We start from the raw sequence: 25,482 nt of genomic DNA on the forward strand, positions 1-25,482 counted from the left end.
GTTATTCGCCCAACTCTGCCGTTGGCGCTTCGCGCCGCTGTTCACTGCGTGCCACCGTGGTTTGCCCACGTGCAGTCTCGGTCGACGTTCCGCCTGGCGCGCGAGCCTGTTCCGCGCAGCCCAGCAGCAGGCCCGCGAAGGCCCAGAACGCGAGCATGGTGGTCTGCCACATGAAGTCATCGGTGGTGTTTTTTGCGATCATGCCGGCGACCAGCGCAACGCCCGCGGCGCACAACCAGGGCTTGACCCGTCGCAGCCGCCAGAAACGCGCGACAAGACACAGCAACAGCACGGTCTGCAACACGACCCCGATGAATCCCGTCTGCAACCACGTGTTGATGAACAGGTTGTGCGCATGCGTCAGCGCTTGTGGTTCGACCGCCAGCAAACTAGCCGGCATTTCACTGCGATAGACGATACCCGGCAGCGGCTTGCCGAAGCCCACGCCGACCCACGCGTGGCGCTCGGCTTCACTGACATAAAACGCCCACAGCTTCGGACGCGTGTCGGCCGATACCGTGTCGCCGATCGCGGACAGCGAGCCCGGCACATAGACCTGATGCCCCTCGATCGCCAGATCGTGTAACTGCGTGGCAGGGGGCATGGCGGCCGTGCGCAGGCGGGAACTGAGCTCGAGTGTGCCGACGCCGGCCGCGCCCACCACGGCGATGACCAGCAACGCCAGCAGCAGGCGGCGCCGGTACAGCGGGAACAGCGCCACCAGCAGCGTCGCGGCGGCCGCCGGCCAGAAGAAGCGATTGAGCGTTGCCAGTCCAATGAACAGGCACAGCACGATGCCGCTCGCGCCGATCACACGCCAACGCGGCCGCAGCATGAAGCCCGCGAAGAGCGCCATCGCAAATACCGCGAGCGTGCTGGTGTGGCCGACGCGGTTATAGAAATGCATTGGGAAGGTATTGGCGGTGGGCGGTTGCAAATGCCCCCAGTTGAGCGCGCTGATCGCGGCGACCGCCACACAGGCGATCCAGTTGACGGCCACCACAGGCTCGGGCCGCCGCAGTTGGGTGCCGAATAGCCAGAAGCCCCAGAACGACACCAGCGGATAGAGCACTTCGTCGCACCACGCGTGCAGACTGATCATCGGATACATGGACCACGCGACCGAGGCGAGGCTCCATGCGGCCCAGCCCGCGATGGGCAGCGCCAGCGGCCAGTGCCACAGCGCGGGCCGGTCCGGCGACCACGCCGCCGCCGCCACACCGAGCGCCATCAGGGCGAGCGCATTGAAGACGATCGCCGTCATGTGGCCGAACATCACCACAAACAGAATGACCGGACAGGCAACCCAGAACACGCGCTCCACTCGCGCAGCCGTGTGAGTCATTACACTTTCACCAGAACATTTTGCAATGCGTTGTATACCGACTCGACCGACAGCCGGCCCATACAGTCGGCATGGTCGCCGCGCCACGCGACGCAGGTCGTCTCGTTGCGATCACAGCGTCGCACCCATGCTACCTCGCGGCGGAAAATAAAAGGCTGATCGCGGCACGGCATATCGGCGATCGTAATCGGCACGAAGGGCACCTCGCGCCAATAGCGGCCCGCGCCGTGAATCAGCGCGTTGCCCGGCCCGAACAGCGCGAGGGTCGGCACCCCAATCAGACGCCCCAGATGCGCGACGCCGGTATCGGGACAAACCACGGCTTGCGCGCCCGCAAACAGATGCCATAACTCGCCGAGACCGAGCCGCGCCGCCAGGTTCGGATGATGCGGGTCCGGGTCGATTGCGCGAATCAGTTCCGCTTCGCCCGGACCGCCAGTCCATACCGGCAGATAGCCGAGTGCTTCCACGCGTTGCGCAAGCTCGCGCCAGCGCGCGTTGGGCCAGCGTTTGACGCTGGTGCTCGCGCCCGGATGCAGCACGACATAAGGCTTCGCCAGCAGCGACGGTTCGGGCAGCGCCGCGTGTTGTGGCGCGCTCCAGTCGCTGGGTTGATAGGCGCGCGGCGGCGGCCCGTCGATCAGTTCCGTGGCGAGGTCGGCCCAGGCCGCCGCCGCGTCGGGATACGGCACGCTGCGGTTGAGCGGCCAGTTCTTCCAGGCCGGCCGATCGCCCGCATGTCCGACGATCCAGCGGCAGCCCGCGCCCAACGCGAGCCAGCTATGACGATTGTCGCCGAGCACCATGCCGAGGTCGTAAGGTCCGGAAAGCAAAACATCCCGCACCGACTTCGAATCACGCGGATCGAACGGCAAGGCGGTGACATCGAAAGGCCGCCCGGCATACAGCGGCACGATTGCCTTCGGACAGGCGAGAACGATCTGCGCTTGCGGATGTTGCGCGCGCAACTTGGCGACGAGCGGCGTGAGCAGCAGCGTGTCGCCGAGCAATAGATGATGCGCAATCAGGATACGGCGCGGGTGCCGTGGCTCGCGGCGCAATGGTTTGATCAGCAGTCGCGGGATGGCCCGCGCAAAAATACGAAGACGCCCGGCAAGCCGACTCATAGGCTCATCGGCGCGTTGGTTCCCGCCGCGATCTTGCTGTACGCCGATACCCGGCGCGAGGTCGCGTTCGCCATGCACAATCTCCAGCGGTATTCTTCCCGAAGGCCTCCAGTGCAGCGGCTGCGGCCCCGTCACGGCGGGCCGGCGCGGCTCGGGACGCGGCGCCTCTCGCCCGCCGCCTGTCCAGGCCGGCATGGAAAGCTCGATGAAATAAGTGGGTGTTCGGCTCGAATTGAGTTCGAGCGTTGATAGATGAAAATTATAACATGTGGCCCTGCCGCCGAACGACGCAAAACCGCGCCAGCAGGCCCGCCCGCGCCTTACGCGGCAACGGTGCGGCGGGTCCTAGCGCGCGGCGTCGATCTGCTGCGCCAGCGTCAACAGCGCGCTCACGTGAGCGACCACGCTTGCGTCATACAGCACCGCGTCGCGGGCGAGTTCCGACGGCGCGCGACGCGTGCCGTCGCGATGCTCGCGCACCGCCCGTTCGAGGGTTGCGCGCAGATCGGCCACGTCATTCGGCGTGAACACGAATTTCGCGTGCGATGCGATCGCATCGCAACAGCCGATGCTCGACGGGAAAATGACCGGCGTGCCGCACATCACCGATTCGATCCCCACCAGCCCGAACGGCTCGTACGTCGATGCGAGGATCGTAAAGTCCGCGGCCTGATAACACTCCGCGAGTTCTTTCACATAGCCGATATAGCGCAGCCGCTCAGAGGTGCGCGCGGGCGGCCGCCCGGCCACGGCCACCACCACGGGCAGCGACGTGTCACGCAGCGCGGCTTCGATGAGCGGCAAACCTTTGCGCTCATGGCTGCTCGACGGGAACAGCAGGACGATCTCGTTGTCGGCGAAACCATATTTGCGACGCAAGGTGGAACGCGTCGCGGCATCGGTCGGCGCGAAGCGCGTGCCGTCCACGGGCGGAAACAACACGCGGATCTTCGACTCGTCGACGCCGTACAGTTCGCGCAGTTCGTCGTGCATCAACTGCGAATGCGCCACTACGACTTTCGAGCGCTCGTACTGGCGGCGCTCGAGCGCAATCTGCCAGCGGTCCGAACGCTTCTGCGCACGCCCCGTCGCCCGCAAGAAACCGAGATGCGTGCCGCCGCAGATCGCCACCTCGGACGAGTCGACGCGGTTGCAGCCGATCAGCACATCGACGTGCGCCGCGCGCCGCGCCGCGCGCAAGCGCCACGAAAACCAGCGATCGCGCAGCTTGCCCGGCAGGAACGAGACGTTGATGCGGTGTGGCTCGACCAACTTGCATTCCGGCAGCGACGCGTCGAACCGACGCGCGAAGAAAGCCGGCTCGACGCCGAGCGCGGCGAGGCCGCGCACCAGATCCATGGCGTAGCGCTCGAGGCCGCCGCTGTGCTGCAAGGCGTTGCTGGAGAGTCCAAGTTTCTTCATTCAGACAGCGCGCGCCTGCGCCTCGTCAAATGTTAAGGGGGTCAGTCATGCGCGGTCCGGACTGGCGGACCGCGTGAATGGAGAGGCGAATGGCGGATTGACGTGTCGTGCGTTTCAGGCCGCCGTCTGCTGGAACTGGATGCGGTGCAGATGCGCGTACAGCCCGTCTTGCGCCAGCAGTTCACGATGGCTGCCGCTCTCGACGATCCGCCCCGCTTCCATCACCAGGATCCGGTTGGCGCGCTCGATGGTCGACAGACGGTGCGCGATGACGAGTGTCGTGCGGCCCTTCATCAAGGTTTCCAGCGCCGCCTGCACGTGGCGCTCGGACTCGGAATCCAGCGCCGAGGTCGCCTCGTCGAGGATCAGGATCGGCGCGTCCTTGTAGATCGCGCGCGCGATCGCCAGACGCTGCCGCTGGCCGCCCGAGAGCATCAGGCCGTTGTCGCCGACCAGCGTGTCGATGCCTTTCGGCATTGCCTCGACGGTGTCCCACAGGTTGGCCGCGCGAAGCGCCGCCTTGACCTTGTCGGGATCGGCGGCCTGGCCGTACGCGACGTTATTGGCGACCGTGTCGTTGAACAGCACCACGTCCTGGCTCACCATCGCGATCTGGCCGCGCAGCGCGTGCAGATCGTATTCGGGGATCGCCACGCCGTCGACCAGAATCTGGCCGGCGGTCGGATCGAAAAAGCGCGGCAGCAGATTCACCAGCGTGGTCTTGCCGCTGCCCGACGGGCCCGCCAGCGCGACCATTTCGCCCGGCGCCACCCTGAACGAGACCTGGTCGAGCGTGTGGCGATTATGCGTGGCGTTGGCGCTGTAGTTGAACGAGACGCCGCGGAATTCCACTTCGCCGCGCGCGCGCTCGAGCGGCTTGCCGCCGCCTTCCGGTTCGGACGGCTCGTCGATCAAACCGAAGATCAGTTCGCACGCCGTCATGCCGCGTTGCAGCGGCTGGTTCACGTCCATCAGGTGCTTGAGCGGCGAGATGATCAGCAGCATCGACGTGACGAAGGCGACGAAGCCCCCGACCGTGGTTTGATCCGACGACGACTGCACCACCGCGATCGTGATCACGACAGCGAGCGCGATCGACGCGAGGAACTGCGTCAACGGCTGCGCGAGGCCGCCGGACACGGTCATGCGCATGGCATAGCCACGCAGACGCTTGCTCATCGACTCGAAGCGCTCCATCTCGTACTGCTCGCCGTTGTGCACCTTGACGACCTTGTAGCCGCCCACCGACTCTTCGACGATGTACGACAGCTCATTGGTCAGCAATTGATGCTCGCGGTTCAAACGACGCAAGCGGCGGTTGATCTTGCCGACCAGCCAGCCGATCGCCGGCAGCAGCACCGCGACGATCAGCGTCAGACGCCAGTTCAGATAGAACAGATAGCCAAGCAGGAAGACGACAGTGAGCGAATCGCGCACCAGCGTGACCAGCACACTCAGCAGCACGTTGAGAATCTGGTTCACCTCGAAGACGATCGCGTTGATCACCGTGCTCGCGGTTTCGCGCTGGAAGAACGCGACGCTCGTGTGGATCATGCGGTCGAACATCTTCAGGCGCAGATCGAGCAGGATCTTGTTCGTCACGTAGGCAAGCAGGTACCCGGACGCGTATTGCGACAGGCTGCGAACCAGTGCGAGGCCGATCACCGCGGCCGGAACGAACCACTTGGTCTTGTCGTTGGCATGCGCGCCGAAGCCCTTGTCCAGCAGGGGCTTGAGCAAGGCGGGGATCGCCGCGTCGGTCGCGGCGCTGACGGCCATCGCGACGATCGCGCCGAGGAGAACCCAGATCAGCGGCTGAATATACGGCCATAGCCGTTTAAAGACGACGGCGGCCGACGACGCCTCGCCTGAACCGATGGGTTTGCTTAACGTTGGCTTCGCGCTCAAGGAATCCTCTGAGAAGGCGGGACTGCAGCCGCGCGGCGGACAGAATGCCTGCCGGGCGGAATATCAAAAAAGAGCATTGTAAACGGTTGGGGGTGAGCGTCGGCGGTTGGGAACCGGCTGTGTATACTCCTCGTGCAACTCGTCTGGCGCATCCCGCTTGCGCGACTCGTTCCGTCATTCCGCCACCACGCTACTTCAGGTATGCAAGAAACCACCCTCGGCGTCGCCATCATCACCAAAAACGCGGCGGCGCGGCTGGCTGAATGCCTGCAAGCCGTGGCCTTCGCCGATCAGATCGTCGTGATCGACGGCGGCAGCACCGACGGCACCGCCGAGATCGCCCGAGCGCACGGCGCCCGCGTGATCGAGCAGACCGATTGGCCGGGCTTCGGTCCGCAAAAGAATCGCGCGGTCGACGCGCTCAGCACGAGCTGGATACTTTCGATCGACGCCGACGAAATCGTCTCGCCGGAACTGGCGTCGGCGATCCGCGCGGCGCTTACGGCCCCCACCGCCGATGTCTACGCGGTAGACCGGTTGTCGAGTTTTTGCGGCCACTGGATTCATCACAGCGGCTGGTATCCGGACTGGATTCCGCGTCTCTTCAAACGCGGCGCCGCGCGTTTCTCCGACGACCTGGTGCATGAGCGGCTGGTGTTCGACACGCCGGCGCAGCGACTCAACGGCAAGCTGATGCATTACTCCTACGAGGACTTCGAAGGCGTGTTGCGCAAGCTCGACGCGTATTCGACAGCGGGCGCCCAGCAACGTCATGCGGCGGGTCAGCGCGGCAGCTTCGGCAAGGCGCTCGGGCGCGGCGCGTGGGCGTTCGTGCGGACCTACTTGCTGCGCCGCGGTTTCCTGGACGGGCGCGCCGGGTTCATGATCGCGGTGTTCAATGCGGAGACGGTGTATTACCGGTTTTTGAAGCTGGCGCGGCTTGGAGCGAAGGCGCGGCGGTAGGCTTCAGGGCATGCGGCGCTAAACAGCGGATTGGCGCGGCGGCATTCGCTCATGCCTCGCGTCGCGAAGATTCGCCGCCGCGGTTCACAAATAGTTCTGCCCGCGCCAGGCGCACAGGCAGAACCACGCATCAATAGACGATCTCGATCGAGCTTCCCGCGAACTCGCCGCGCAACGCCGCGAGCAGTTCGTCGGTCGGCTTCACGCGCCATGCGTCGCCCAGACGCATTTCACCTTCGGCATTCTGGCTGCGATAGACCACCTGCACGGCTAGCCCGTTCGGGATCTGTACCGCCTGCCGCTGGCCACCGCCACCATAGCCACCACCATTACGGCCACCGCCGTTGCCACCACGCGACGAAGCCGCCGGCGCCGCCGCTTGCGGCTCATCCTTGCCTGCGCTATGCGCTTCGAGCACACGACGCAACGCCAGCGCGTCCGCATTGCCGTTCATCTGCACCTTCACCGCTTCCGCGTAACGGCAGCGCGCGCGGCCGAGATCCATGACCGTGTCGACGGTGAAGCGGATGCCGCCCGTGAAGGCGTCGTTACGCGCCTGGCCCTGCACGACCAGCAGTTCGTCTTCCTTGAACAGTTGCTTGTGCGCTTCGAACGTCTCGTTGAACACCGTGACTTCGCATTGGCCGGTGCCGTCGTCGAGGAGCGCGATCAGCATCTTGCCGCGCTGGGTCATCTGCGTGCGCAGCGACGCGATCACACCCGCGACCAGCTTGTCGCGCCCTTCTTTCAGTTCGCCGATCTTCTGGCGCACGAAGCGGCGCACTTCGCCCTTGTAGGCATCGAACAGGTGGCCCGACAGGTAGAAGCCAAGCGCGGCCTTCTCTTCCTGCAGCTTTTTCTTTTCCGGCCACTCCGGCTCGTCGACCAGCTCGTGACCTTGCGAGGGCGCGTCGCCCATGTCGAACAGACCCGCCTGCAGCGCGTTGGCGCTCGCCTGCTCGGCGGCTTCCATGGCGAGCGAGACGGACGCGATCAGTTGCGCGCGATTCGCATGCAAGGTGTCGAAGGCACCGGCGCGGATCAAAGCTTCGACCGTACGGCGATTGACGATGCGGCGATCGACCCGGTTGCAGAAATCGAAGATGTCGATGAACGGACCTTCTTCACGCGCGCGCAGGATTTCCTCGATCGCGTTCTGGCCGCTGCCCTTGATGGCGCCGAGGCCGTAGCGGATCGTTTTCGAACGCTTGCCGTCAGGCTCGGCAACCGGCTCGAAACGATACGCGGACAGATTGACGTCCGGCGGCAGCACCGCCATCTTGTTCGTGAGACAGTCTTCGAACAGGATCTTGACCTTGTCCGTGTCGTCCATGGCGAGCGACATATTCGCCGCCATGAATTCCGCCGGATGGTGCGCCTTCAGCCACGCGGTGTAGTACGCGAGCAGCGCATACGCGGCCGCGTGCGACTTGTTGAAGCCGTAGCCCGCGAACTTCTCCATCAAGTCGAAGATTTCGTCGGCCTTCTCGCCGGCCAGCCCGTTCTTCGCGGCGCCCTGACGGAACAGCTCGCGATGCTCGGCCATTTCCTCGGCTTTCTTCTTACCCATCGCGCGACGCAGCAAGTCGGCGCCGCCCAGCGAGTAGCCGCCGATGATCTGCGCCATCTGCATGACCTGCTCCTGGTAGACCATGATGCCGTAGGTCTCTTTCAGAACAGATTCGACACGCGGATCCGGATACTCCACCACTTCGCGGCCGTGCTTACGCGCGCAGAAGCTCGGGATCAGGTCCATTGGGCCCGGACGATACAACGCGACCAGCGCGATGATGTCCTCGAAGCGGTCAGGCTGCGCGTCTTTCAGCATGCCCTGCATGCCGCGGCTTTCCAGCTGGAACACGGCGACCGTATTCGCTTTCTTCAGGATCGAGAACGACGCCGGGTCGTCGAGCGGCACCTGCGCGAGCGACCAGTCCTGCTTGGACGGATCGAGGCGGCGAATATAGCGCTCGGCCCAGTCGAGAATCGTCAGCGTGGTCAGACCCAAGAAGTCGAACTTGACGAGGCCGACGGCTTCGACGTCGTCCTTGTCGTACTGGCTCACGACGCCGCTTTCATCGCCCTGCGTATACAGCGGGCAGAAATCGGTCAGCTTGCCGGGCGCGATCAGCACGCCGCCCGCGTGCATGCCGACGTTACGCGTGAGGCCTTCCACACGCTGCGCGAGTTCGAGCAGCTGATGCACTTCGTCTTCGTTGTCGAAACGCTCCTGCAGGAGCGGCTCTTCCTTCATCGCGTCGGCGATGGTGACGTGCTTGCCCGGCTTGAACGGAATCAGCTTGGCGATGCCGTCCGTGAACATGTAGCCGAGATCGAGCACCCGGCCGATGTCGCGCACCGCCGCCTTCGCCGCCATCGTGCCGAACGTGGCGATCTGCGACACGGCGTCCGCACCGTACTTTTCCTTCACGTACTGGATCACGCGATCGCGGCCGTGCTGGCAGAAGTCGATGTCGAAGTCGGGCATGGACACCCGTTCCGGATTCAGGAAACGTTCGAACAGCAGGTTATAGCGCAGCGGATCGAGGTCGGTCACGCCGAGCGCGTACGCGACCAGCGAGCCCGCGCCCGAGCCCCGGCCCGGTCCGACCGGCACGCCGTTGTTCTTCGCCCAGTTGATGAAGTCCGCCACGATCAGGAAGTAGCCGGGAAAGCCCATCTTGATGATCGTGCCGCACTCGAATTCGAGGCGCTCGTAATACGTCGCGCGTTGCGCGGCGCGCTCGGCTTCATCCGGATACAACTGCTCGAGACGCTTCTCAAGGCCCTCTTTCGACAGATGCACGAGGTAGTCGTCGAGCGACATCCCGTCGGGCGTCGGGAACAGCGGCAGCTTGGGCTTGCCGAGTTCGAGCGTGAGGTTGCAACGCTTGGCGATCTGCACCGAGTTGGCCAGCGCCGACGGAATGTCCGCGAACAGCGCCGCCATCTCTTCCTGCGTGCGGAAGTACTGCTCGGAGGTAAACCGCTTCGAGCGGCGCGGATTCGCCAGAATGTCGCCTTCGGAAATACATACGCGCGCTTCGTGCGCGGTGAAGTCGTCCGGCGTCATGAACTGCATGGGATGCGTGGCGACCACCGGCAATTTCAGCGACGCCGCGAGCGTGACCGCCTGCTGCACGTACTGCTCGCCGCCCGGCAAGCCGCAGCGCTGCAACTCGATATAGAAGCCGCCCGGGAACACCTTCGCCCAATGCAACGCGTTGCGTTTGGCCGCTTCTTCATTACCCGCCGCGAGCGCGAGGCCGATGTCGCCCTGCTGCGCACCGGACAATGCAAGCAGCCCAGCGCCCAGGCCGGACTCGAGCCAGCCGGCCTCGATTTCCGCGCGACCCCGATACTGATTCGTGAGCGACGCCTTGCTGAGCAGTTCGCACAGGTTCAGATAGCCGAGCCGGTCTTTCACCAGCAGCAACAAACGGGAAGGCTTGTCGCGGTCGTCCGGATTGGTGATCCAGACGTCGCAGCCGGCAATGGGTTTGACCCCTTTGCCGCGGGCTTCCTTATAGAAACGGACGAGGCCGAATGCGTTGCCGAGATCGGTGAGGGCGAGCGCGCCCTGGCCGTCTTTGGCCGCGGCCTTGACGATGTCGTCAAGACGCACGATGCCATCGGCAATCGAGAATTCGGAGTGAACGCGGAGATGAACGAAGCGGGGATCTGACATGGGCGACATTGTAACTCCACCCTTCCGGAGTTTTCAGGCCAAAACCGCGCGTTAGCCGATCGGCTTAGGACGCAAACGCTGGAGGCGCGTGCACAGGCGCTTCCGGTGTTGCGGACCATGCGGAAGGCGGCTCAAGCGGAGTGAATCGGCAGCAAGTTTACGAACGATTTGCGCTACCGCAACTCGTTGGCCATTCGGCCGAGTCGGGTAAAGCGCCGGGTTGAGGGATAATACGGGTTTCGCCCTATTCGACGTGGCCGCGCCGCATGGCGTTTGAAGGCGGGCAGCCCAATGCGCCCCGTTTTCCGCAAGGCCGGTCACTTCTTACCGCTGGACACTCATGAGTATCGTCAACCTCTCTTCGTATCATTTCGCGACTATCGAAGACACCGCCGCATGGCGTCCGTTCGTCACGGAACGCTGCAATGCGCTGGGCCTGAAGGGCACCATTCTGCTCGCGCCGGAAGGCATCAACCTGTTCGTCGCCGGCACGCGTGAGAACACCGACGCGTTCATCGACTACATCCGTCACGACGCGCTGTTCGAAGGCAAGTTCGTCAATCTGCAGTTCAAGGAAAGCCTGTCGGACAAGCAGCCGTTCACCCGCATGCTGGTCAAGCTCAAGCGCGAGATCATCACGATGAAAAAACCGGCCATCCGGCCGGAACTCGGCCGCGCGCCGTTCGTCGACGCGCCCAAGCTGAAACACTGGCTGGACCGCGGTCACGACGATCAGGGCCGTCCGGTCGTGATGCTCGACACGCGCAACGCGTTCGAAGTCGACGTCGGCACGTTCGACAACGCGCTCGACTACCGCATTACGAAATTCAGCGAATTTCCCGAAGTGATCGAGCAAAATCGCGCCGACCTGGAAGGCAAGACGGTGGTGTCGTTCTGCACGGGCGGGATTCGCTGCGAGAAGGCCGCGATCCACATGAAGGAAGTCGGCATCGAGAACGTGTACCAGCTCGAGGGCGGCATTCTGAAGTATTTCGAGGAAGTGGGCGGCGCGCATTATCACGGCGACTGCTTCGTGTTCGACTACCGCACCGCGCTCAATCCGCAACTCGAACCTAGCAAGACCACGCAATGCTTCGGCTGCCGCGCGGTGGTCCCGCCGGAAGCGCAAGAATCGCCGATGTACGTGGCGGGCAAGACATGTCCGGAATGCCATCCGGACAGCAAGGCGGCGCGCGCCGCGTGATGGTGGCGGCGCAGAACGCCACCACTCGACCATGACCTACCGCGGACGTTTCGCGCCCTCGCCTACCGGGCCGTTGCACTTCGGCTCGCTGGTGAGCGCGCTCGCGAGCTGGCTGGACGCACGCGCGCATCGGGGCGCATGGCTCGTTCGCATTGAAGACATCGACGGCCCGCGCACCGTGCCGGGCGCCGCCGAAGACATCCTCGCCACCCTCGAGCGCTTCGGCATGCATGCCGACGAACCGCCCGTCTGGGAAAGCGCACAAATGGCGCGCTACCAGCAAGCGCTGGCGCAATTGAAGGCCGCCGGCATGATTTATCCGTGTGGCTGCACGCGCAAGGAAATCGCCGACTCGCTGCTCAACGTGCACGCGCGCAACACGACCCTCGCCTATCCCGGCACCTGTCGCGACGGCCTGCACGGTAAACCGGCGCGCGCATGGCGCCTGCGCGTGCCCGACGGCGACAGCGCGGTCATCACGTTCGAGGACCGCTGGCAGGGCAAGCAGACACAGAATCTCGCCACCGAAGTCGGCGACTTCGTACTGAAGCGCGCGGACGACCAATGGGCGTATCAACTGGCGGTGGTCGTCGACGACGCGGACGCGGACATCACGCACGTCGTGCGCGGCGCGGATTTGATGGATTCAACGGCACGGCAGATCTATCTGCAGCGTTGCCTGCGTGTGCCAACGCCGGAGTATTTGCATGTGCCCGTCGTCACGAATGAAGAGGGCGAAAAACTCAGCAAGCAGAACGGAGCCACGGCGCTGGATAGCGACAAGCCGCTTGAAGCGCTAAGCGCAGCGGCGCAGCATCTTGGACTCGACCTGGAAAGCGCTGCGGCCCATACGACGCTTGACGGCTTTTATGCTGCCGCCACGGTGGCATGGGCGAAACGAATGGGCCTGAAAGTTTGAACGCGATGCGCGTCTGAAAAAATGACAGTCGCCATGCGCGGCAAACCAAGCCGCGCCAGCGCACCATAAATCAGGAAGAAGACGACGACTTCCTCGGCATCCCAAACCCGCCCAGCAACGCAGCCAACGGTTGCTTGGAAGCCGCCTTCTGCGGCGCAGCGGAAGCTGCAGCAGCCTCCTCGATTTTGCGAACCGAAGACGGCGACGGCTCATAAGGCTTCAGGAAGAAATCATCCACGGGCTGCGCGCGATGATGATGCGGCCGGTCGAACGAACCCGACGACGCACCCGTGCGCCGGCGGCTGCCACGGTCCTCACGACCCTCGCTGCTGCGCTCGCGACGCGGCGCGCGTTCTTCATGGTGATGCCGCACCGGTGCTTCCACCGTCAGGCGTTGCACGTCCAGAGGACGCTTGATCAGCTTCTCGATATCGGCAAGCTGCTTGCGCTCGTTCGGGCTGCACAGCGACAACGCATCGCCCGAAGCACCCGCACGGCCGGTACGGCCGATCCGGTGCACGTAGTCTTCCGCATTGAACGGCAGATCGAAGTTGATCACGGCCGGCAGTTCGGCGATATCCAGGCCGCGCGCGGCGACGTCCGTCGCCACCAGCGCTTCGATCTCGCCGCGCTTGAACGCGTCGAGCGCCTGCATCCGTTCATTCTGCGTGCGGTCGCCGTGAATCGCGGTCGCGACCACACCGTCGCGCTCGAGGCTGCGCGCCAGACGGCTCGCGCCGATCTTGCTATTGCAGAACACGATCACCTGCTTGAGGCCGCGTTCGCGAATCAGTTGCACGACCGCGCCGGTCTTGTCGCCCTCGGCGACTTCGTACACGACCTGCGTCACGTTGGTCGCGGTCGAGTTGCTGCGCGCGACTTCGATGGTCTGCGGGTTGCGCAGATACGTGGCGGCAAGCTTCTTGATTTCGCCCGAGAACGTGGCCGAAAACAGCAGCGTCTGACGCTCTTTCGGCAGCAGGTTCAGGATGCGCTGCAGATCCGGCAGGAAGCCCATGTCGAGCATCCGGTCGGCTTCGTCGAGCACGAGGATCTGCACCTGGCCGAGATTGGCCGTTTTCTGTTGCACGTGATCGAGCAGACGGCCCGGCGTGGCGATCAGAATCTCGACGCCGCGGCGCAGTTGCTCGGATTGCGGATTCATATCCACGCCGCCGAACACCACGGCGCTGCGCAGCGCCGTGTGCTTCGCGTACGCCTGCACGTTCGCGGCGACCTGGTCGGCCAGTTCACGGGTCGGCGTGAGGATCAGCGCGCGCACCGGATGGCGGGCCGGCGAAGCGCTCGTGCTCGCCTGCGGCAACAGACGCTGGATGATCGGCAGCGAGAAGCTCGCGGTCTTGCCGGTGCCGGTTTGCGCGGCCCCCATCATGTCACGGCCGGCCAGCACGACAGGGATCGCCTGCTCCTGGATCGGCGTAGGGATGGTGTAGCCCGACTCTTTGACGGCTTTCAGGATGTCGGGCGCGAGGCCGAATTGATCAAAAGTCGCAGTGCTGGGCGTGACGGCTGTGTCGGACATGGTGGCTTTCGCTAAAAATGCGCTTGGCGCGTGCGCGCGGCAGCGGTCGGAACCGCAGAGGGCATTGTGATGAAGGCGGAGCCACGGCGTTCCGCACGGGACCCGTTGGTATTGCAGGAAAAAATGCGGCCGGCTCCGGCCGGCGGAAACACCCGCCGGAAAGGCCGGTATTGTAGCACTTCAGCAAAAACACTCATGGCGCATGTGCCGGCTTTCTGCTTACGGTGCCGAAAGCCGGGTGCCGGCAGGTGGCGCACCCGCCGGCGAATCGCGGCAAAGCACCGGCGCGCCTCGCTCGCAGCGTAGTTCGTGGAGACGACAGTTGCGTGACAGCAGGTCTCACCACGTCTCGCGCATCACCATCAACCGCAACTCAGTCATGTCCTCGATCGCGTAGCGCACGCCTTCGCGCCCCAGCCCGGAATCCTTCACGCCGCCATACGGCATGTTGTCGACCCGGAACGACGGCACGTCGTTGATCACCACGCCGCCCACGTCGAGTTCGTCCCACGCGCGATGCGCGTGCGCGAGCGAATCGGTGAACACGCCCGCTTGCAGGCCGAAGTCGCTGTCGTTGACGGTCGCGAGCGCGGCGTCGAAATCGTCGAAGCGCTCCAGAATCGCCACCGGCCCGAAGGCTTCCTTGCGATACAGATCCGTGTCGCGTTTCACGCCTTCGAGCAGCGTGGCCTCGAACATCGCGCCATCCACCTTGCCGCCCGCGACGATTTTCGCGCCCGCCTGCACCGCGCTTTCCATCCAGCCGGCGAGGCGTTTGGACTCCGATTCCGAGATCATCGGCCCGACGAAAGTCTTTGCGTCTTTCGGATCGCCCATCACCAGCGACTTCGTCTTGGCGATCAGCTTCTCGCGCAGCGCATCATAGACCTTCGCGTGGACCAGAATCCGTTGCACGCCGATACAGCTCTGCCCCGATTGATAGAACGCGCCGAACGCGAGCCGGTCGACCACATAGTCGAGCTTCTCGCCCTGATCGCCGTCGACGATCGCGGCCGCGTTGCCGCCCAGCTCCAGAATCACCTTCTTTTTGCCGGCCTTCTTCTTCAGTTCCCAACCCACCGCGGGCGAGCCGGTGAAGGACAGCAACTTGAAGCGCTCGTCGGTGGTGAAGAGATCGGCGCCGTCGCGATGCGCGGGAAGAATCGAGAATGCGCCTTTCGGCAAATCGGTTTCCGCCAGAATCTCGCCCATGATGAGTGCGCCGACCGGCGTGCGGCTCGCCGGTTTCAGCACGAACGGCACGCCCGCCGCGATGGCCGGCGCGACCTTGTGCGCGGTCAGGTTGAGCGGAAAATTGAACGGCGAAATGAATGAACACGGGCCGATCGGCACACGCTTCACATAGCCGTGATAGCCCTTGGCGCGCGGCGAAATCTCCAGATTGACGATCTCGCCGTCGATGCGCACCGACTCCTCCGCGGCCACCTTGAACGTATCGATCAGGCGCGTGACCTCGCCTTTCGAGTCGTTGATCGGCTTGCCGGCTTCGATACACAGCGCGAGCGCCAGTTCGTCGTAGCGCTCGCGAAAGCGTTTCACGCAATGTTCGAGCACCGCCTGGCGCTTGAACGGGGGAAAGGCGCGCATGGCGGGCATGGCGTCGACGGCATGGCCGATCGCTTTGTCGATCGCGGTGGCGTCGGCCATCGCGACGCGGGTGGCGACTTCGCCGCTGAATTTATCGGTGACTTCGAGATCGGTGTTGGCGGCCACCGCAACGTTCGCGAGGTAGTACGGGTAAGTCTTTTGCAACATGACGCGTCTCCTTGATCCGATGCCTGACAATCTGACAATGAAAAAGCTGCCAGCAAGGGCCATGCCCCGCGGCGGCTCCCCTGCCATTCACCTGCGGTTCACAGTTGCGCCGAAAGCCGCTTGATTTCGCGATTCAGCACGCGCTCGTTGTCCGAATAGTCGATCGGCAGATCGATCACATGCACGCCGGGCGTCGCGAAACATTCGCGCAGCAACGGCGCGAATTCCGCCGCCGATTCGATGCGGTGTCCCTTCGCCCCATAGCTCTCTGCATACGCCACGAAATCCGGATTGCTCAGCGTCATGCCGTAGTCCGGGAAGTTCATGTTCTCCTGCTTCCAGCGGATCATCCCGAAGGCATCGTCGCGCACGATCAGGATCACCAGATCCAGTTTCAGACGCACCGCCGTTTCCAGTTCCTGCGAATTCATCATGAAGCCGCCGTCGCCGCACACGGCCATGACCTTGCGGTCCGGGTGCACGATCTTGGTGGCGATCGCGGACGGCAACCCCGCGCCCATCGACGCCAACGCGTTGTCGAGCAGCAGCGAATTCGGTTCGTGCGCGCGGTAGTAGCGGGCGAACCAGATCTTGTACATGCCGTTGTCCAGACACACGATGCCGTCCACAGGCGTGGTCTCGTACACGTCGTTGACGACGCGCACCGGATACATGGGAAAGCGGTCGTCGTGCTGGCCTTTGGCCAGATGTGCCTCGAAGTGCTGCTTGATCTCCTTGAAGCGCGTGAAGTCCCAATGCTTCTGGCGCTCCTTGAGACTTTCCTTGAGCTGCCACACGGCATTGGCGATATCGCCGACCACTTCGATCTGCGGGAAGTACACCGTATCCACTTCCGCGCCGAGGAAGTTGACGTGAATCACCGTTTTCTCGCCGGCGTCGCCGCTGCGCATGAAAAACGGTGGCTTCTCGATCACGTCGTGACCGACGTTGATGATGCAGTCCGCGTGATCGATCGCGCGGTGCACGAAGTCGCCGTCGGACAGCGTCGCATTGCCGAGCCACATGGGGTGCGATTCGTCGATCACGCCTTTGCCCATCTGCGTCGTGAAGAACGGGATGCCGATCTGGTCGACGAACTCGCGCAGCATCTTGGTGGTGGTCTTGCGATTGCCGCCCGCGCCTATCATCAATAGCGGATGCTTCGCGCCGGTGATCGCCTCGACTGCGCGCGCCACGGCTTTTTCCTCGGCGACGGGACGGCGGCTAAAGCTCTTCGGAATCGGCTTGCCATCGCCCTCTTCATGCGCGACGTCTTCGGGCAATTCGAGGTGCGTGGCGCCGGGCCGTTCTTCTTCCGCCTGACGCACCGCCTCGCGCACCGCCGCCGGAATATTGGCGACCGAGACAATCTGCCGCGTGTATTTGGTGAGCGGCTCCATCATGCGCACCACGTCGACGATCTGGAAATGCCCTTGCTTGCTCGACTTGATCGGCTTTTGCCCGGTGACCATCAACATTGGCATGCCGCCGAGCTGTGCGTACGCCGCGGCGGTCACGAAGTTGGTCGCGCCCGGCCCGAGGGTGGCCAGACACACGCCGATGCGGCCGGTGAGACGGCCGTACGTGGCGGCCATGAAACCGGCCGCCTGTTCATGGCGCGTGAGAATCAGGCGGATTTTCGAGCGGCGCAGCGATTCGAGCAGATCGAGATTTTCTTCACCGGGAATGCCGAACACGTACTCGATACCTTCGGCTTCCAGCGATTTGACGAACAGGTCCGATGCTTTCATTGAGGGTCTCGCTTGATGATACGGACGCGGGCCGTGAGCCCAACGCTCGGGCTCCGGAAACGGACGATCGAAAACGACGACGGCCACGCCGGGAGCGCCCAGCATGGCTTGATGGCATGACACGACAGCACGGCGGCGAATGCCATGCCGGACAGCTTACTACTCGACTGGAAACAGTGTGCGCTGGCGGGCAGCGCCGCAAGGCAGGGGTCGGAAGAAGAAGCGGCGGCATGGGTAGAGAATGCCGCCACATCGCGCTCAGCGATTGATGGTGATGCAGTCGGAGAGTATGGGTGGCGCGTTTTCGCCAGCCATTGCGTCATACAGATCGGCGCGCGGCCCCTTGGTCCACCATGTGTAGCTGCCGGCCTGATATTTAGCGCCGGACGCCGACAGCGTGTTGACGAACAGCAGTTGCTTGCCTTTCACCGGCACGAGCGCGAAGCTTTGGCCGTTCGCCGTGTTCCAGTAAGTGACGTGCAGAATCTTGCCGGTCGCGCAGGTGTATTTATGCGTCTGACGGTTTTTGGCCTGAATCTCGGAGAACTGCAAAGGCGCGGCCCACGCCTGGCCGTATAGCGATGCAAGACCCGCCGCCGTGGTTACCGCAACAAGCCATTTCTTCATGAGATGCCTCGATCGTTGCTACCAATCAAACACGGGTGACGCGCCGCACATTGCGCCTGGAGTTGCGGCTAAACGACCGATGACGGATCGGTTATGGATCGATCACATCGGCGCACGCGTCGGTCGGCGCGGCGGCCACGTGCCCGACCAGCGGCACGATCTTCAGACCGGCCGAGGCGACCCGGCACGGCGCTGCCGCGAGGCCGCATCCCGTCAAGCCGGCGCACAGCGCGAGCAGCACGCCGAGTGCGCCGAGACGGCCGGCCCAACCGCGCCGCGTGTTGTTGCGGATTTCCAGCGCCATACGTACCTCTACTCCAATGAACTCGACGAGCCCAATCATTCAGATTGCGCGCGCGGCGATGGCGCCGGGCGCGCGGGCCGGGCGACGCACGGCGATTCGCTCCGGCTACAGCGATTCGCCGTGCGCCGCGCCGTCACTTACTTCGCCGACACCGGCCGCACCGCCGCCGCGGCCTGCTTCGCACGCGAGCGCGCTTCGTCCGTATTCTCGCCGGTGGCCAGTGCCACACCCATGCGGCGTTTGACGAAACTCTCCGGCTTGCCGAACAGTCGCAGGTCCGCGTTCGGCACCGCCAACGCCGCGGCGACGCCTTCAAAGGCAATGCCGGCCTCGTCGAGCCCGCCATAAATCACCGCCGACGCCCCCGGCGCCCGCAGCGACGTATCCACCGGCAAACCGAGGATTGCGCGCGCGTGCAATTCGAATTCTGAAAAGCGCTGCGAGCACAGCGTGACGAGACCCGTGTCGTGCGGACGCGGACTCACTTCCGAAAACCATACGTCATCGCCGCGCACGAAAAGTTCCACGCCGAACAGGCCTCGGCCGCCGAGCGCGGCCGTCACCTTGTGCGCGACTTCGCGCGAACGTTCGAGCGCGAGCGGGCTCATGGGCTGCGGCTGCCACGATTCGACGTAGTCGCCCGCCACCTGCACGTGGCCGATCGGGTCGCAGAAATAGGTGCTGACTTCGCCGCTCGCCGGATCGATGGCGCGCACGGTCAATTGAGTGATTTCGTATTCGAAGTCGATAAAACCTTCGACGATCACGCGGCCATGATTCACCCGGCCGCCGGCCATCGCGTATTGCCATGCGGGTTCGACGTCGGCGTCGCTGCGGAGCACCGATTGCCCCTTGCCCGACGACGACATGACCGGCTTCACCACGCACGGATAGCCGACTTGGGCGATGCCCGCGCGCAGTTCGTCGAGCGAATCGGCGAACGCGTACGGCGAGGTCGGCAAGCCGAGTTCCTCAGCGGCAAGACGGCGGATGCCTTCGCGGTTCATGGTGAGCTGGGTGGCGCGCGCGGTCGGGATCACTTCGGCGAGACCGTCGCTTTCGATGGCGGCGAGCGCGTCGGTCGCGATCGCTTCGATCTCGGGAACGATCAGATGCGGCCGCTCCTGTTCGACCAGCGCGCGCAACGCGGCGCGGTCGGTCATGTCGATCACGTGCGCGCGGTGCGCCACCTGGTGGCCCGGCGCATTCGGGTAACGGTCGACGGCGATCACTTCGACGCCCAGGCGCTGCAGCGCGATGATCACTTCCTTGCCGAGCTCGCCGGCGCCGAGCAGCATGACACGCGTGGCGGATTCAGAAAGGGGCGTGCCGATCCGTTGGCCGATCTGCATGAGGTCTCCAGATAAAAGTCGGGTGAGGGTGGGATTGGGTAGAGCACGATGTTAACATGCGGGCCCCTCGCCGCGCCTTGCTCGCGGCGGCCGCACCATGATCCGCGCGAAGGGCAACGGCCTGGCACAACGGCGGCGCGCAAGGGCGCCGCGGCGCTCCGAATCAGCGCTTTCGCGTGCCAATGCTCTCGCGTGCGGCAAGCTTAGTGCGTTACCCTTACGCCTTCGCCAGTTTGAAGAGGAACGACGTCATGCTCCAAAGCTCCTCCGCGCGACGTGTTGCGCGCTTCACCCCGTACCTGCGCACCGCCCTCGCCGCGTTGAGCCTCGCCGCGCTGTTGAGCGCCTGTGCGATCCCGAAACATCCCGACGCGCAAGCCGCCGCGCCCGATCCATTCAATCCCGCCGCCGCGCAACTGCTCGACGACACCAGTTGGGTGCTGAGCGCCTGGAAACAGGCCGACGGCACGGCGCGCGCGATTCCGTCCACGGACCAGGGCGCGCCGATCACGCTCACGCTGTCCACCTCGACCGGCCAGCGCCACGCCAGCGGCTTTTCCGGCTGCAACCGCTACATGGGCTCGTACGCGCTGAAAGACGGCAAGCTGAGCTTCGGCACGCTGGGCGGTACGCGCATGGCGTGCATGACGCCGGGCGGACAGATCGAAGGCGCGTATCTCAATGCGCTGACGCACATCGACCGCACCGGCGTGCAGATGCGCACGCCACAACAAATGCAACTGGTGCTCGACAACGGCGACACGCTGACCTTCGACCGCAGCACGAAATGAGTGCGGCACGGATCGCCCGGTGCACAGCCAGGCTCGCTGATCGGCGAGCCGGTCAGCGGAGGGTGCCGCGCTCCGGACGGTCCGCATGACGGATGAAGGCTGTCCCGACAGCCGTTGTTTTTCACCGACGGCAGGCCGCGCGCCGGTCTGCTTTCCAATTGACGCAAGCATACTTGCGTCTGCCTTCGAAGCATCGGGCTTCGCCGGTTTAAACTCGACGGATTGCGTTTTTGCGCGTTCGTCATTCGTTGATGTCTAGTATGCACACGGTAGTTTTCGGCTGGTTCGGCGGGTCAGCCGTCTGGTTCATTCCTCTTTTCTGGCGTCTCGTGAAGTCGGCACTGCCGGGCGGCGCGGGTCTGCGCGGCCCCGGCACGATCCGGCTGTGGCTCGGCTTCGTCTGCGTGCTGGTGGCGAGTTGCACGCTGGAGGCGTCGCTGATCGGCGTGGCCGGCGTGAATGGCTTCGGCCATGCGCTGGCCGCGGGATTCGGCCATCTGCTTGGGCATATCGGCACGCCCCTGGCGGCGCTCGCGCTGCTTTTTATCAGCCTGCCGTGGCTGATCGACTTCCGCTGGCGCGACTTCGCCGCCTGGGCCGACGGCGCGTTCGGCCTCGGCCTGTCGCGCGGCCTCGCCAAACGCGACGAGGAAGCGCGCCGTCATCGCAGCGTCGATGATGGTTTGCCGTCGCATGTTTCGCCGGCCACCAATACGATGGCGCCAAAGACCAATGGTCGTTACGCGCGCCCGACGGTCTGGCGTCCGCCGGCGCGTGGACGCGACGCGGCTGCGGCCGGCGCTGCGGCGAGCGCGGCGGGTAAGGATGCGACGGCGCGTGGCGCTGCGGCGAGCTGGCGCGCGGGCACGGCCACGCCGCGCAGCCAGGCGGCGCAGGCTGAGCCGGTGCTGCGCACAGGCGCCGCGACGACACCGCCGCGACATGTGCCGATGCAGACGCAACCACTTAAAGCGGACAAGGCGGCATGGATGCCGGCCGAGCCTGTCGCGCCGGCTGGCTGGTTGCGCGAGTCCGGGCCGCGCGCGGCTGCGCCGGTCGCGGGTTCGGGTGCGTCCGGTGCGGCGGCTCGCGATGGCGCTTTGCAGGTTGGACGTCGCTCGGCTGGTGAACAGCGGCCGGTGGGATCGTTGGGTGGCGGCGCGGGTTTGGCGGCGGGTGCTGCCTTTGCTCCGGCTGCAGCGGCGGGTGCGGCGGGCGTAGCGGGTGCGGCAGCGAAAGTGGCTCAAGCGGCGGCGCACACGACAGCGACGGCGCGCACCGTGTCCGGCGGCGCAGGCTCTCACGCGGCCGTGGGTTCCGCAGGAAATGCAGCGACCAGCGCAAGTCGTCCTTCGACGATGGCTCAAGGCACGGCGGCCCCGGCGGCTTCCGGCAGTCGCGCGCCGGCGCCCCGGCAAGCTTTCTCGCCTGCTCCGGGTTCGAACGATGTCACGCCGACGCCTGCCACGCGCCGTCCGCCGCCCAGCTACACGCGGCCGATGCCGACGACGCAGAAAGTCACGCCACCCGCCAGCGTCCAGGAGACGCTTCGCAGCATCGCGGAAAACGCCGCACGCTGGACCGATATTGCGGGTGTCAGCCTCGCGCGCAGCACCGGCACGGAAAACGCGAAGGTGACGAGTGCGCCGAACGCCGCGCCGTCGGTCGAGGCTGAGCGGTCGAGTGTGGATGCGCCGCAAACGGATGCGGTTCAAACGGCTTCGACGCCGGATGTGAATGTGCCTTCGCCGGGAGTTGCCGGCAATGCCGCGGCTGATCACGCGATAGAAGCGACGACCGATGTGCCGCGCATGGAAGCCGCGTTCGAAGTGCCGCCCGAAGTCAGCCACGAGCCCGTCGTGCAGTGGCCGATCGAGCCGCCAAATATTCAAGCTCCGTTGACGGCGGCGCCGGTGGTTGAGAGCACGTCGGTGGTTGTGCCCGCACCTGCACCTGCACCTGCGTCGCCGTATGTGCCGCCAGTCGCTACACCGACGCCGTTCCAGATTTTTGCCGCACAGTTGCAAGCAAGCGAAGCGAACGAGGATGAATCGCCGTTCGAAGACGATTCGACGAGGTCAACAATTCTCGCCGACAGCCACGCAAGCCCGAGCGTTGAAATCGCGCAGACGCTTAGCAAGCCTGTGGACCATTCAGGAGTCATCGCACCGAAAGTCGCCGAGCAGACGCCTGCGCCGGCAATTGCCGAACACGTGGAAGAAGCCGCACCGTTTGTCGAGCCGCAACCCGCCGCGCCTGCGCCGGTTGCTGAAGTCGTGATCGATAAAACGCTCGCGCCTTGGGAGGCCGAACTCGATGCGGTACTAGCGCAGCACGCGGCTTCGTCAACGAGTGCGCCCGCTGTCAGCAGCGTCGCTCCGTCGAGCGGGGCCGTGCCGATGCATGACGTCACGTCATCGCTGAGTGTTGCGCGCCAAGGTGAATCCGCAGTGCCAGTCGAAACGGAAACGTCGGACTCCCCTGCCCTCTCGCACACACTTGAAGCCTCCGGCTCGTCAATCGCCGCGCACGCTGCAAACGTGGCCGCCGCAGCACCGCCGCAAAACCTCGCGCCGCACGCCTCGGACTCGTTGACCACCGCGCACGCTGCAAGCATAACCACGGCAGCGGCACCGCAAAGCATCACACCGCACGCCTCGGACTCGTCGGCTGCCATGCACGCTTCGAACACATCCACTGCAGCGCCGCCGCAAATCCTCACGCCGCACGCCTCGGACTCGTCGGCTGCCGCGCACGCTTCGAACACATCCACTGCAGCGCCGCCGCAAATTCTCACGCCGCACGCCTCGGACTCGTCGACCATCGCACACGCTGCAAACATAACCGCCGCAGCACCACCGCAGACCATCACGCCGCAAGCATCGAACGTGGTTCGCTTTCCGGGCTTCGCGGTTCAAACCGCGCCCGTGGCATCCGACGTCATCGCCGACGAACCCGTCGCCGTCGAAGACCGTACGAACGAAGCCGCCATCCCGCCGCTAGCGCCACCAGCACTGGCAACATCGGCACCGCTCGCGGCACCGTACCCAACCACAGCCCCAGCCACCGAGCCCACGGAATCCACCGAACCCGCCGCCCAACCACGCCCACCCCTGCGCGGCCACAGCCCCGCCAACGGCTTCGAATTCCGAGCGCCCGCGGCATCGATGGTCGAGTTGCCCACGCTCGACCTGCTCGCGCCCGCGGACATCGACGTCGAACCGGTCTCCGAAGAAAAGCTCATCGAAACCGGCCTGCTGATCGAACAGCGTCTACAGGAATTCAAGGTGCCGGTCACCGTCGTCGGCGCGTCGGCCGGCCCGGTCATCACGCGCTTCGAAGTCGAGCCGGCGCTCGGTGTACGCGGCAGTCAGATCGTCGGTCTGATGAAGGACCTGTCGCGCGGCCTCGGCCTCACGTCGATCCGCGTGGTCGAGACGATTCCCGGCAAGACCTGCATGGGCCTCGAATTGCCGAACGCCAAGCGCCAGACGATTCGCCTGTCCGAAATCCTCGAAGCCAGCGTCTATCAGAACTCGCATTCGCAGTTGACGCTCGCCATGGGCAAGGACATCACCGGCCATCCGGTCGTCGCCGATCTGGCCAAGGCGCCGCACATGCTGGTCGCCGGCACGACCGGTTCGGGCAAATCGGTGGCGATCAACGCGATGATCTGCTCGCTGCTCTACAAGGCGACGCCCGAAGAAGTGCGCCTCATCATGATCGACCCGAAGATGCTGGAGCTGTCGGTCTACGAAGGCATTCCGCATCTGCTCGCGCCGGTCGTCACCGACATGAAGCTGGCCGCCAACGCGCTGAACTGGTGTGTCGGCGAAATGGAAAAGCGCTACCGCCTGATGTCGGCGGTCGGCGTGCGCAACCTGGCTGGCTTCAACCAGAAAATCCGCGATACCGAAGCCAAGGGCAAGAAGCTCGGCAACCCGTTCTCGCTGACGCCGGAAGCGCCCGAACCGCTCGCGCCACTGCCGCTGATCGTGGTCGTGATCGACGAGCTCGCCGACCTGATGATGGTGGCCGGCAAGAAGATCGAAGAACTGATCGCGCGCTTGGCGCAGAAGGCGCGCGCCGCCGGCATCCATCTGATTCTGGCGACTCAGCGTCCTTCGGTGGATGTGATCACCGGCCTCATCAAAGCGAACATTCCGACGCGCGTGGCCTTCCAGGTGTCGTCGAAGATCGACTCGCGCACGATTCTCGATCAGATGGGCGCCGAGTCGCTGCTCGGCCAGGGCGACATGCTGTTCCTGCCGCCCGGCACGGGTTATCCGCAACGCGTGCACGGCGCGTTCGTCGCCGACGAGGAAGTGCATCGGATCGTCGAGTATCTGAAGCAGTTCGGCGAGCCGCAGTACGAGGAAGGCATTCTCGACGGCCCGGCCACCGATGGCGGCGCCGCGCAGGATCTATTCGGCGAATCGCCGGATGCGGAAGCCGATCCGCTCTACGACGAAGCCGTCGCCTTCGTGGTGCGCACGCGGCGCGCGTCGATCTCGTCGGTGCAGCGGCAGTTGCGCATCGGTTATAACCGCGCGGCGCGTCTTGTCGAGCAGATGGAAACCGCGGGCCTCGTGTCGGCCATGGGGATCAACGGCAGCCGCGAAGTGCTGGCGCCTGGGCCAGCAGAATAAGCGACTATTGCTGGTCAGCGCCAAGGCAAAACCACCCGCCGCAAGAAAATGGGCCGCTTGAAAAAGCGGCCCATTTTTTCATCCGACGCGCGCCGTCACATCAAGCGCTTCGC

Annotated in this window: 16 protein-coding genes; 5 read left to right on the plus strand and 11 right to left on the minus strand. The window is 64.7% G+C overall.

Going from position 1 to position 25,482, the window contains the following annotated elements:
* Position 1 precedes the first annotated feature (1 nt).
* The 4 genes from PQR42_RS31780 to msbA all read right to left on the minus strand — a co-directional run bounded on the left by PQR42_RS31780 (position 2) and on the right by msbA (position 5,802).
* Positions 2 to 1,345, minus strand: coding sequence for an O-antigen ligase family protein (locus PQR42_RS31780; protein WP_408388433.1), 1,344 nt, complete (start codon positions 1,343 to 1,345; stop codon positions 2 to 4).
* On the minus strand, positions 1,345 to 2,472 hold the full coding sequence (locus PQR42_RS31785) for a glycosyltransferase family 9 protein (RefSeq protein ID WP_408214650.1): 1,128 nt from the start codon (positions 2,470 to 2,472) through the stop codon (positions 1,345 to 1,347). Before PQR42_RS31785 ends, PQR42_RS31780 begins: the two co-directional genes overlap by 1 nt.
* A 345-nt stretch (positions 2,473 to 2,817) precedes the next feature.
* A complete protein-coding gene (locus PQR42_RS31790) occupies positions 2,818 to 3,894 on the minus strand; it encodes a glycosyltransferase family 4 protein (RefSeq protein WP_408388435.1) in 1,077 nt (358 codons plus the stop codon).
* A gap of 114 nt (positions 3,895 to 4,008) precedes the next feature.
* Positions 4,009 to 5,802: a lipid A export permease/ATP-binding protein MsbA gene (gene msbA, locus PQR42_RS31795; RefSeq protein ID WP_408214394.1), complete on the minus strand. Its 1,794-nt coding sequence runs from the start codon at positions 5,800 to 5,802 to the stop codon at positions 4,009 to 4,011.
* A 201-nt stretch (positions 5,803 to 6,003) separates the two neighbouring features.
* On the opposite strand from msbA, the gene PQR42_RS31800 reads away from it, so the two are divergent.
* A complete protein-coding gene (locus PQR42_RS31800) occupies positions 6,004 to 6,765 on the plus strand; it encodes a glycosyltransferase family 2 protein (protein WP_408214392.1) in 762 nt (253 codons plus the stop codon).
* Positions 6,766 to 6,895: 130 nt separating this feature from the next.
* Here PQR42_RS31800 and dnaE read toward each other — a convergent pair whose 3' ends face one another.
* Complete coding sequence (gene dnaE, locus PQR42_RS31805; RefSeq protein ID WP_408388437.1) at positions 6,896 to 10,462, minus strand: DNA polymerase III subunit alpha; 3,567 nt, start codon at positions 10,460 to 10,462, stop codon at positions 6,896 to 6,898.
* A gap of 331 nt (positions 10,463 to 10,793) precedes the next feature.
* Here dnaE and PQR42_RS31810 point away from each other — a divergent pair, with 331 nt between their 5' ends.
* Together PQR42_RS31810 and gluQRS are read left to right on the plus strand one after the other, a co-directional pair.
* Complete coding sequence (locus tag PQR42_RS31810; protein WP_408388439.1) at positions 10,794 to 11,657, plus strand: sulfurtransferase; 864 nt, start codon at positions 10,794 to 10,796, stop codon at positions 11,655 to 11,657.
* Positions 11,658 to 11,688: 31 nt separating this feature from the next.
* Positions 11,689 to 12,576, plus strand: coding sequence for a tRNA glutamyl-Q(34) synthetase GluQRS (gene gluQRS, locus PQR42_RS31815; RefSeq protein ID WP_408388441.1), 888 nt, complete (start codon positions 11,689 to 11,691; stop codon positions 12,574 to 12,576).
* A gap of 70 nt (positions 12,577 to 12,646) precedes the next feature.
* On the opposite strand, the gene PQR42_RS31820 is transcribed toward gluQRS, so the two are convergent.
* The 6 genes from PQR42_RS31820 to purT all read right to left on the minus strand — a co-directional run bounded on the left by PQR42_RS31820 (position 12,647) and on the right by purT (position 19,929).
* Complete coding sequence (locus tag PQR42_RS31820) at positions 12,647 to 14,119, minus strand: DEAD/DEAH box helicase (RefSeq protein WP_408388443.1); 1,473 nt, start codon at positions 14,117 to 14,119, stop codon at positions 12,647 to 12,649.
* A gap of 339 nt (positions 14,120 to 14,458) precedes the next feature.
* A complete protein-coding gene (locus PQR42_RS31825; protein ID WP_408214380.1) occupies positions 14,459 to 15,895 on the minus strand; it encodes an aldehyde dehydrogenase family protein in 1,437 nt (478 codons plus the stop codon).
* 98 nt (positions 15,896 to 15,993) lie between these two features.
* The gene (locus PQR42_RS31830) at positions 15,994 to 17,646 is read right to left on the minus strand and encodes an acetolactate synthase large subunit (RefSeq protein ID WP_408388445.1); all 1,653 of its coding nucleotides are present in this window, start codon (positions 17,644 to 17,646) and stop codon (positions 15,994 to 15,996) included.
* Between the two features lie 258 nt (positions 17,647 to 17,904).
* Entirely contained in the window at positions 17,905 to 18,273 is a 369-nt protein-coding gene (locus PQR42_RS31835) for an MliC family protein (RefSeq protein ID WP_408388447.1), read from the minus strand.
* 91 nt (positions 18,274 to 18,364) lie between these two features.
* Complete coding sequence (locus tag PQR42_RS31840; protein ID WP_408214373.1) at positions 18,365 to 18,577, minus strand: DUF6726 family protein; 213 nt, start codon at positions 18,575 to 18,577, stop codon at positions 18,365 to 18,367.
* A gap of 137 nt (positions 18,578 to 18,714) precedes the next feature.
* Positions 18,715 to 19,929: a formate-dependent phosphoribosylglycinamide formyltransferase gene (gene purT, locus PQR42_RS31845; protein ID WP_408388449.1), complete on the minus strand. Its 1,215-nt coding sequence runs from the start codon at positions 19,927 to 19,929 to the stop codon at positions 18,715 to 18,717.
* A 251-nt stretch (positions 19,930 to 20,180) separates the two neighbouring features.
* Here purT and PQR42_RS31850 point away from each other — a divergent pair, with 251 nt between their 5' ends.
* Complete coding sequence (locus PQR42_RS31850; protein WP_408221113.1) at positions 20,181 to 20,720, plus strand: META domain-containing protein; 540 nt, start codon at positions 20,181 to 20,183, stop codon at positions 20,718 to 20,720.
* Positions 20,721 to 20,980: 260 nt separating this feature from the next.
* Positions 20,981 to 25,369, plus strand: coding sequence for a DNA translocase FtsK (locus PQR42_RS31855; protein ID WP_408388451.1), 4,389 nt, complete (start codon positions 20,981 to 20,983; stop codon positions 25,367 to 25,369).
* The last annotated feature ends 113 nt before the right edge of the window (positions 25,370 to 25,482 follow it).

The organism is Paraburkholderia sediminicola, from assembly GCF_046027355.1.
Lineage (GTDB): Bacteria > Pseudomonadota > Gammaproteobacteria > Burkholderiales > Burkholderiaceae > Paraburkholderia > Paraburkholderia sediminicola_B.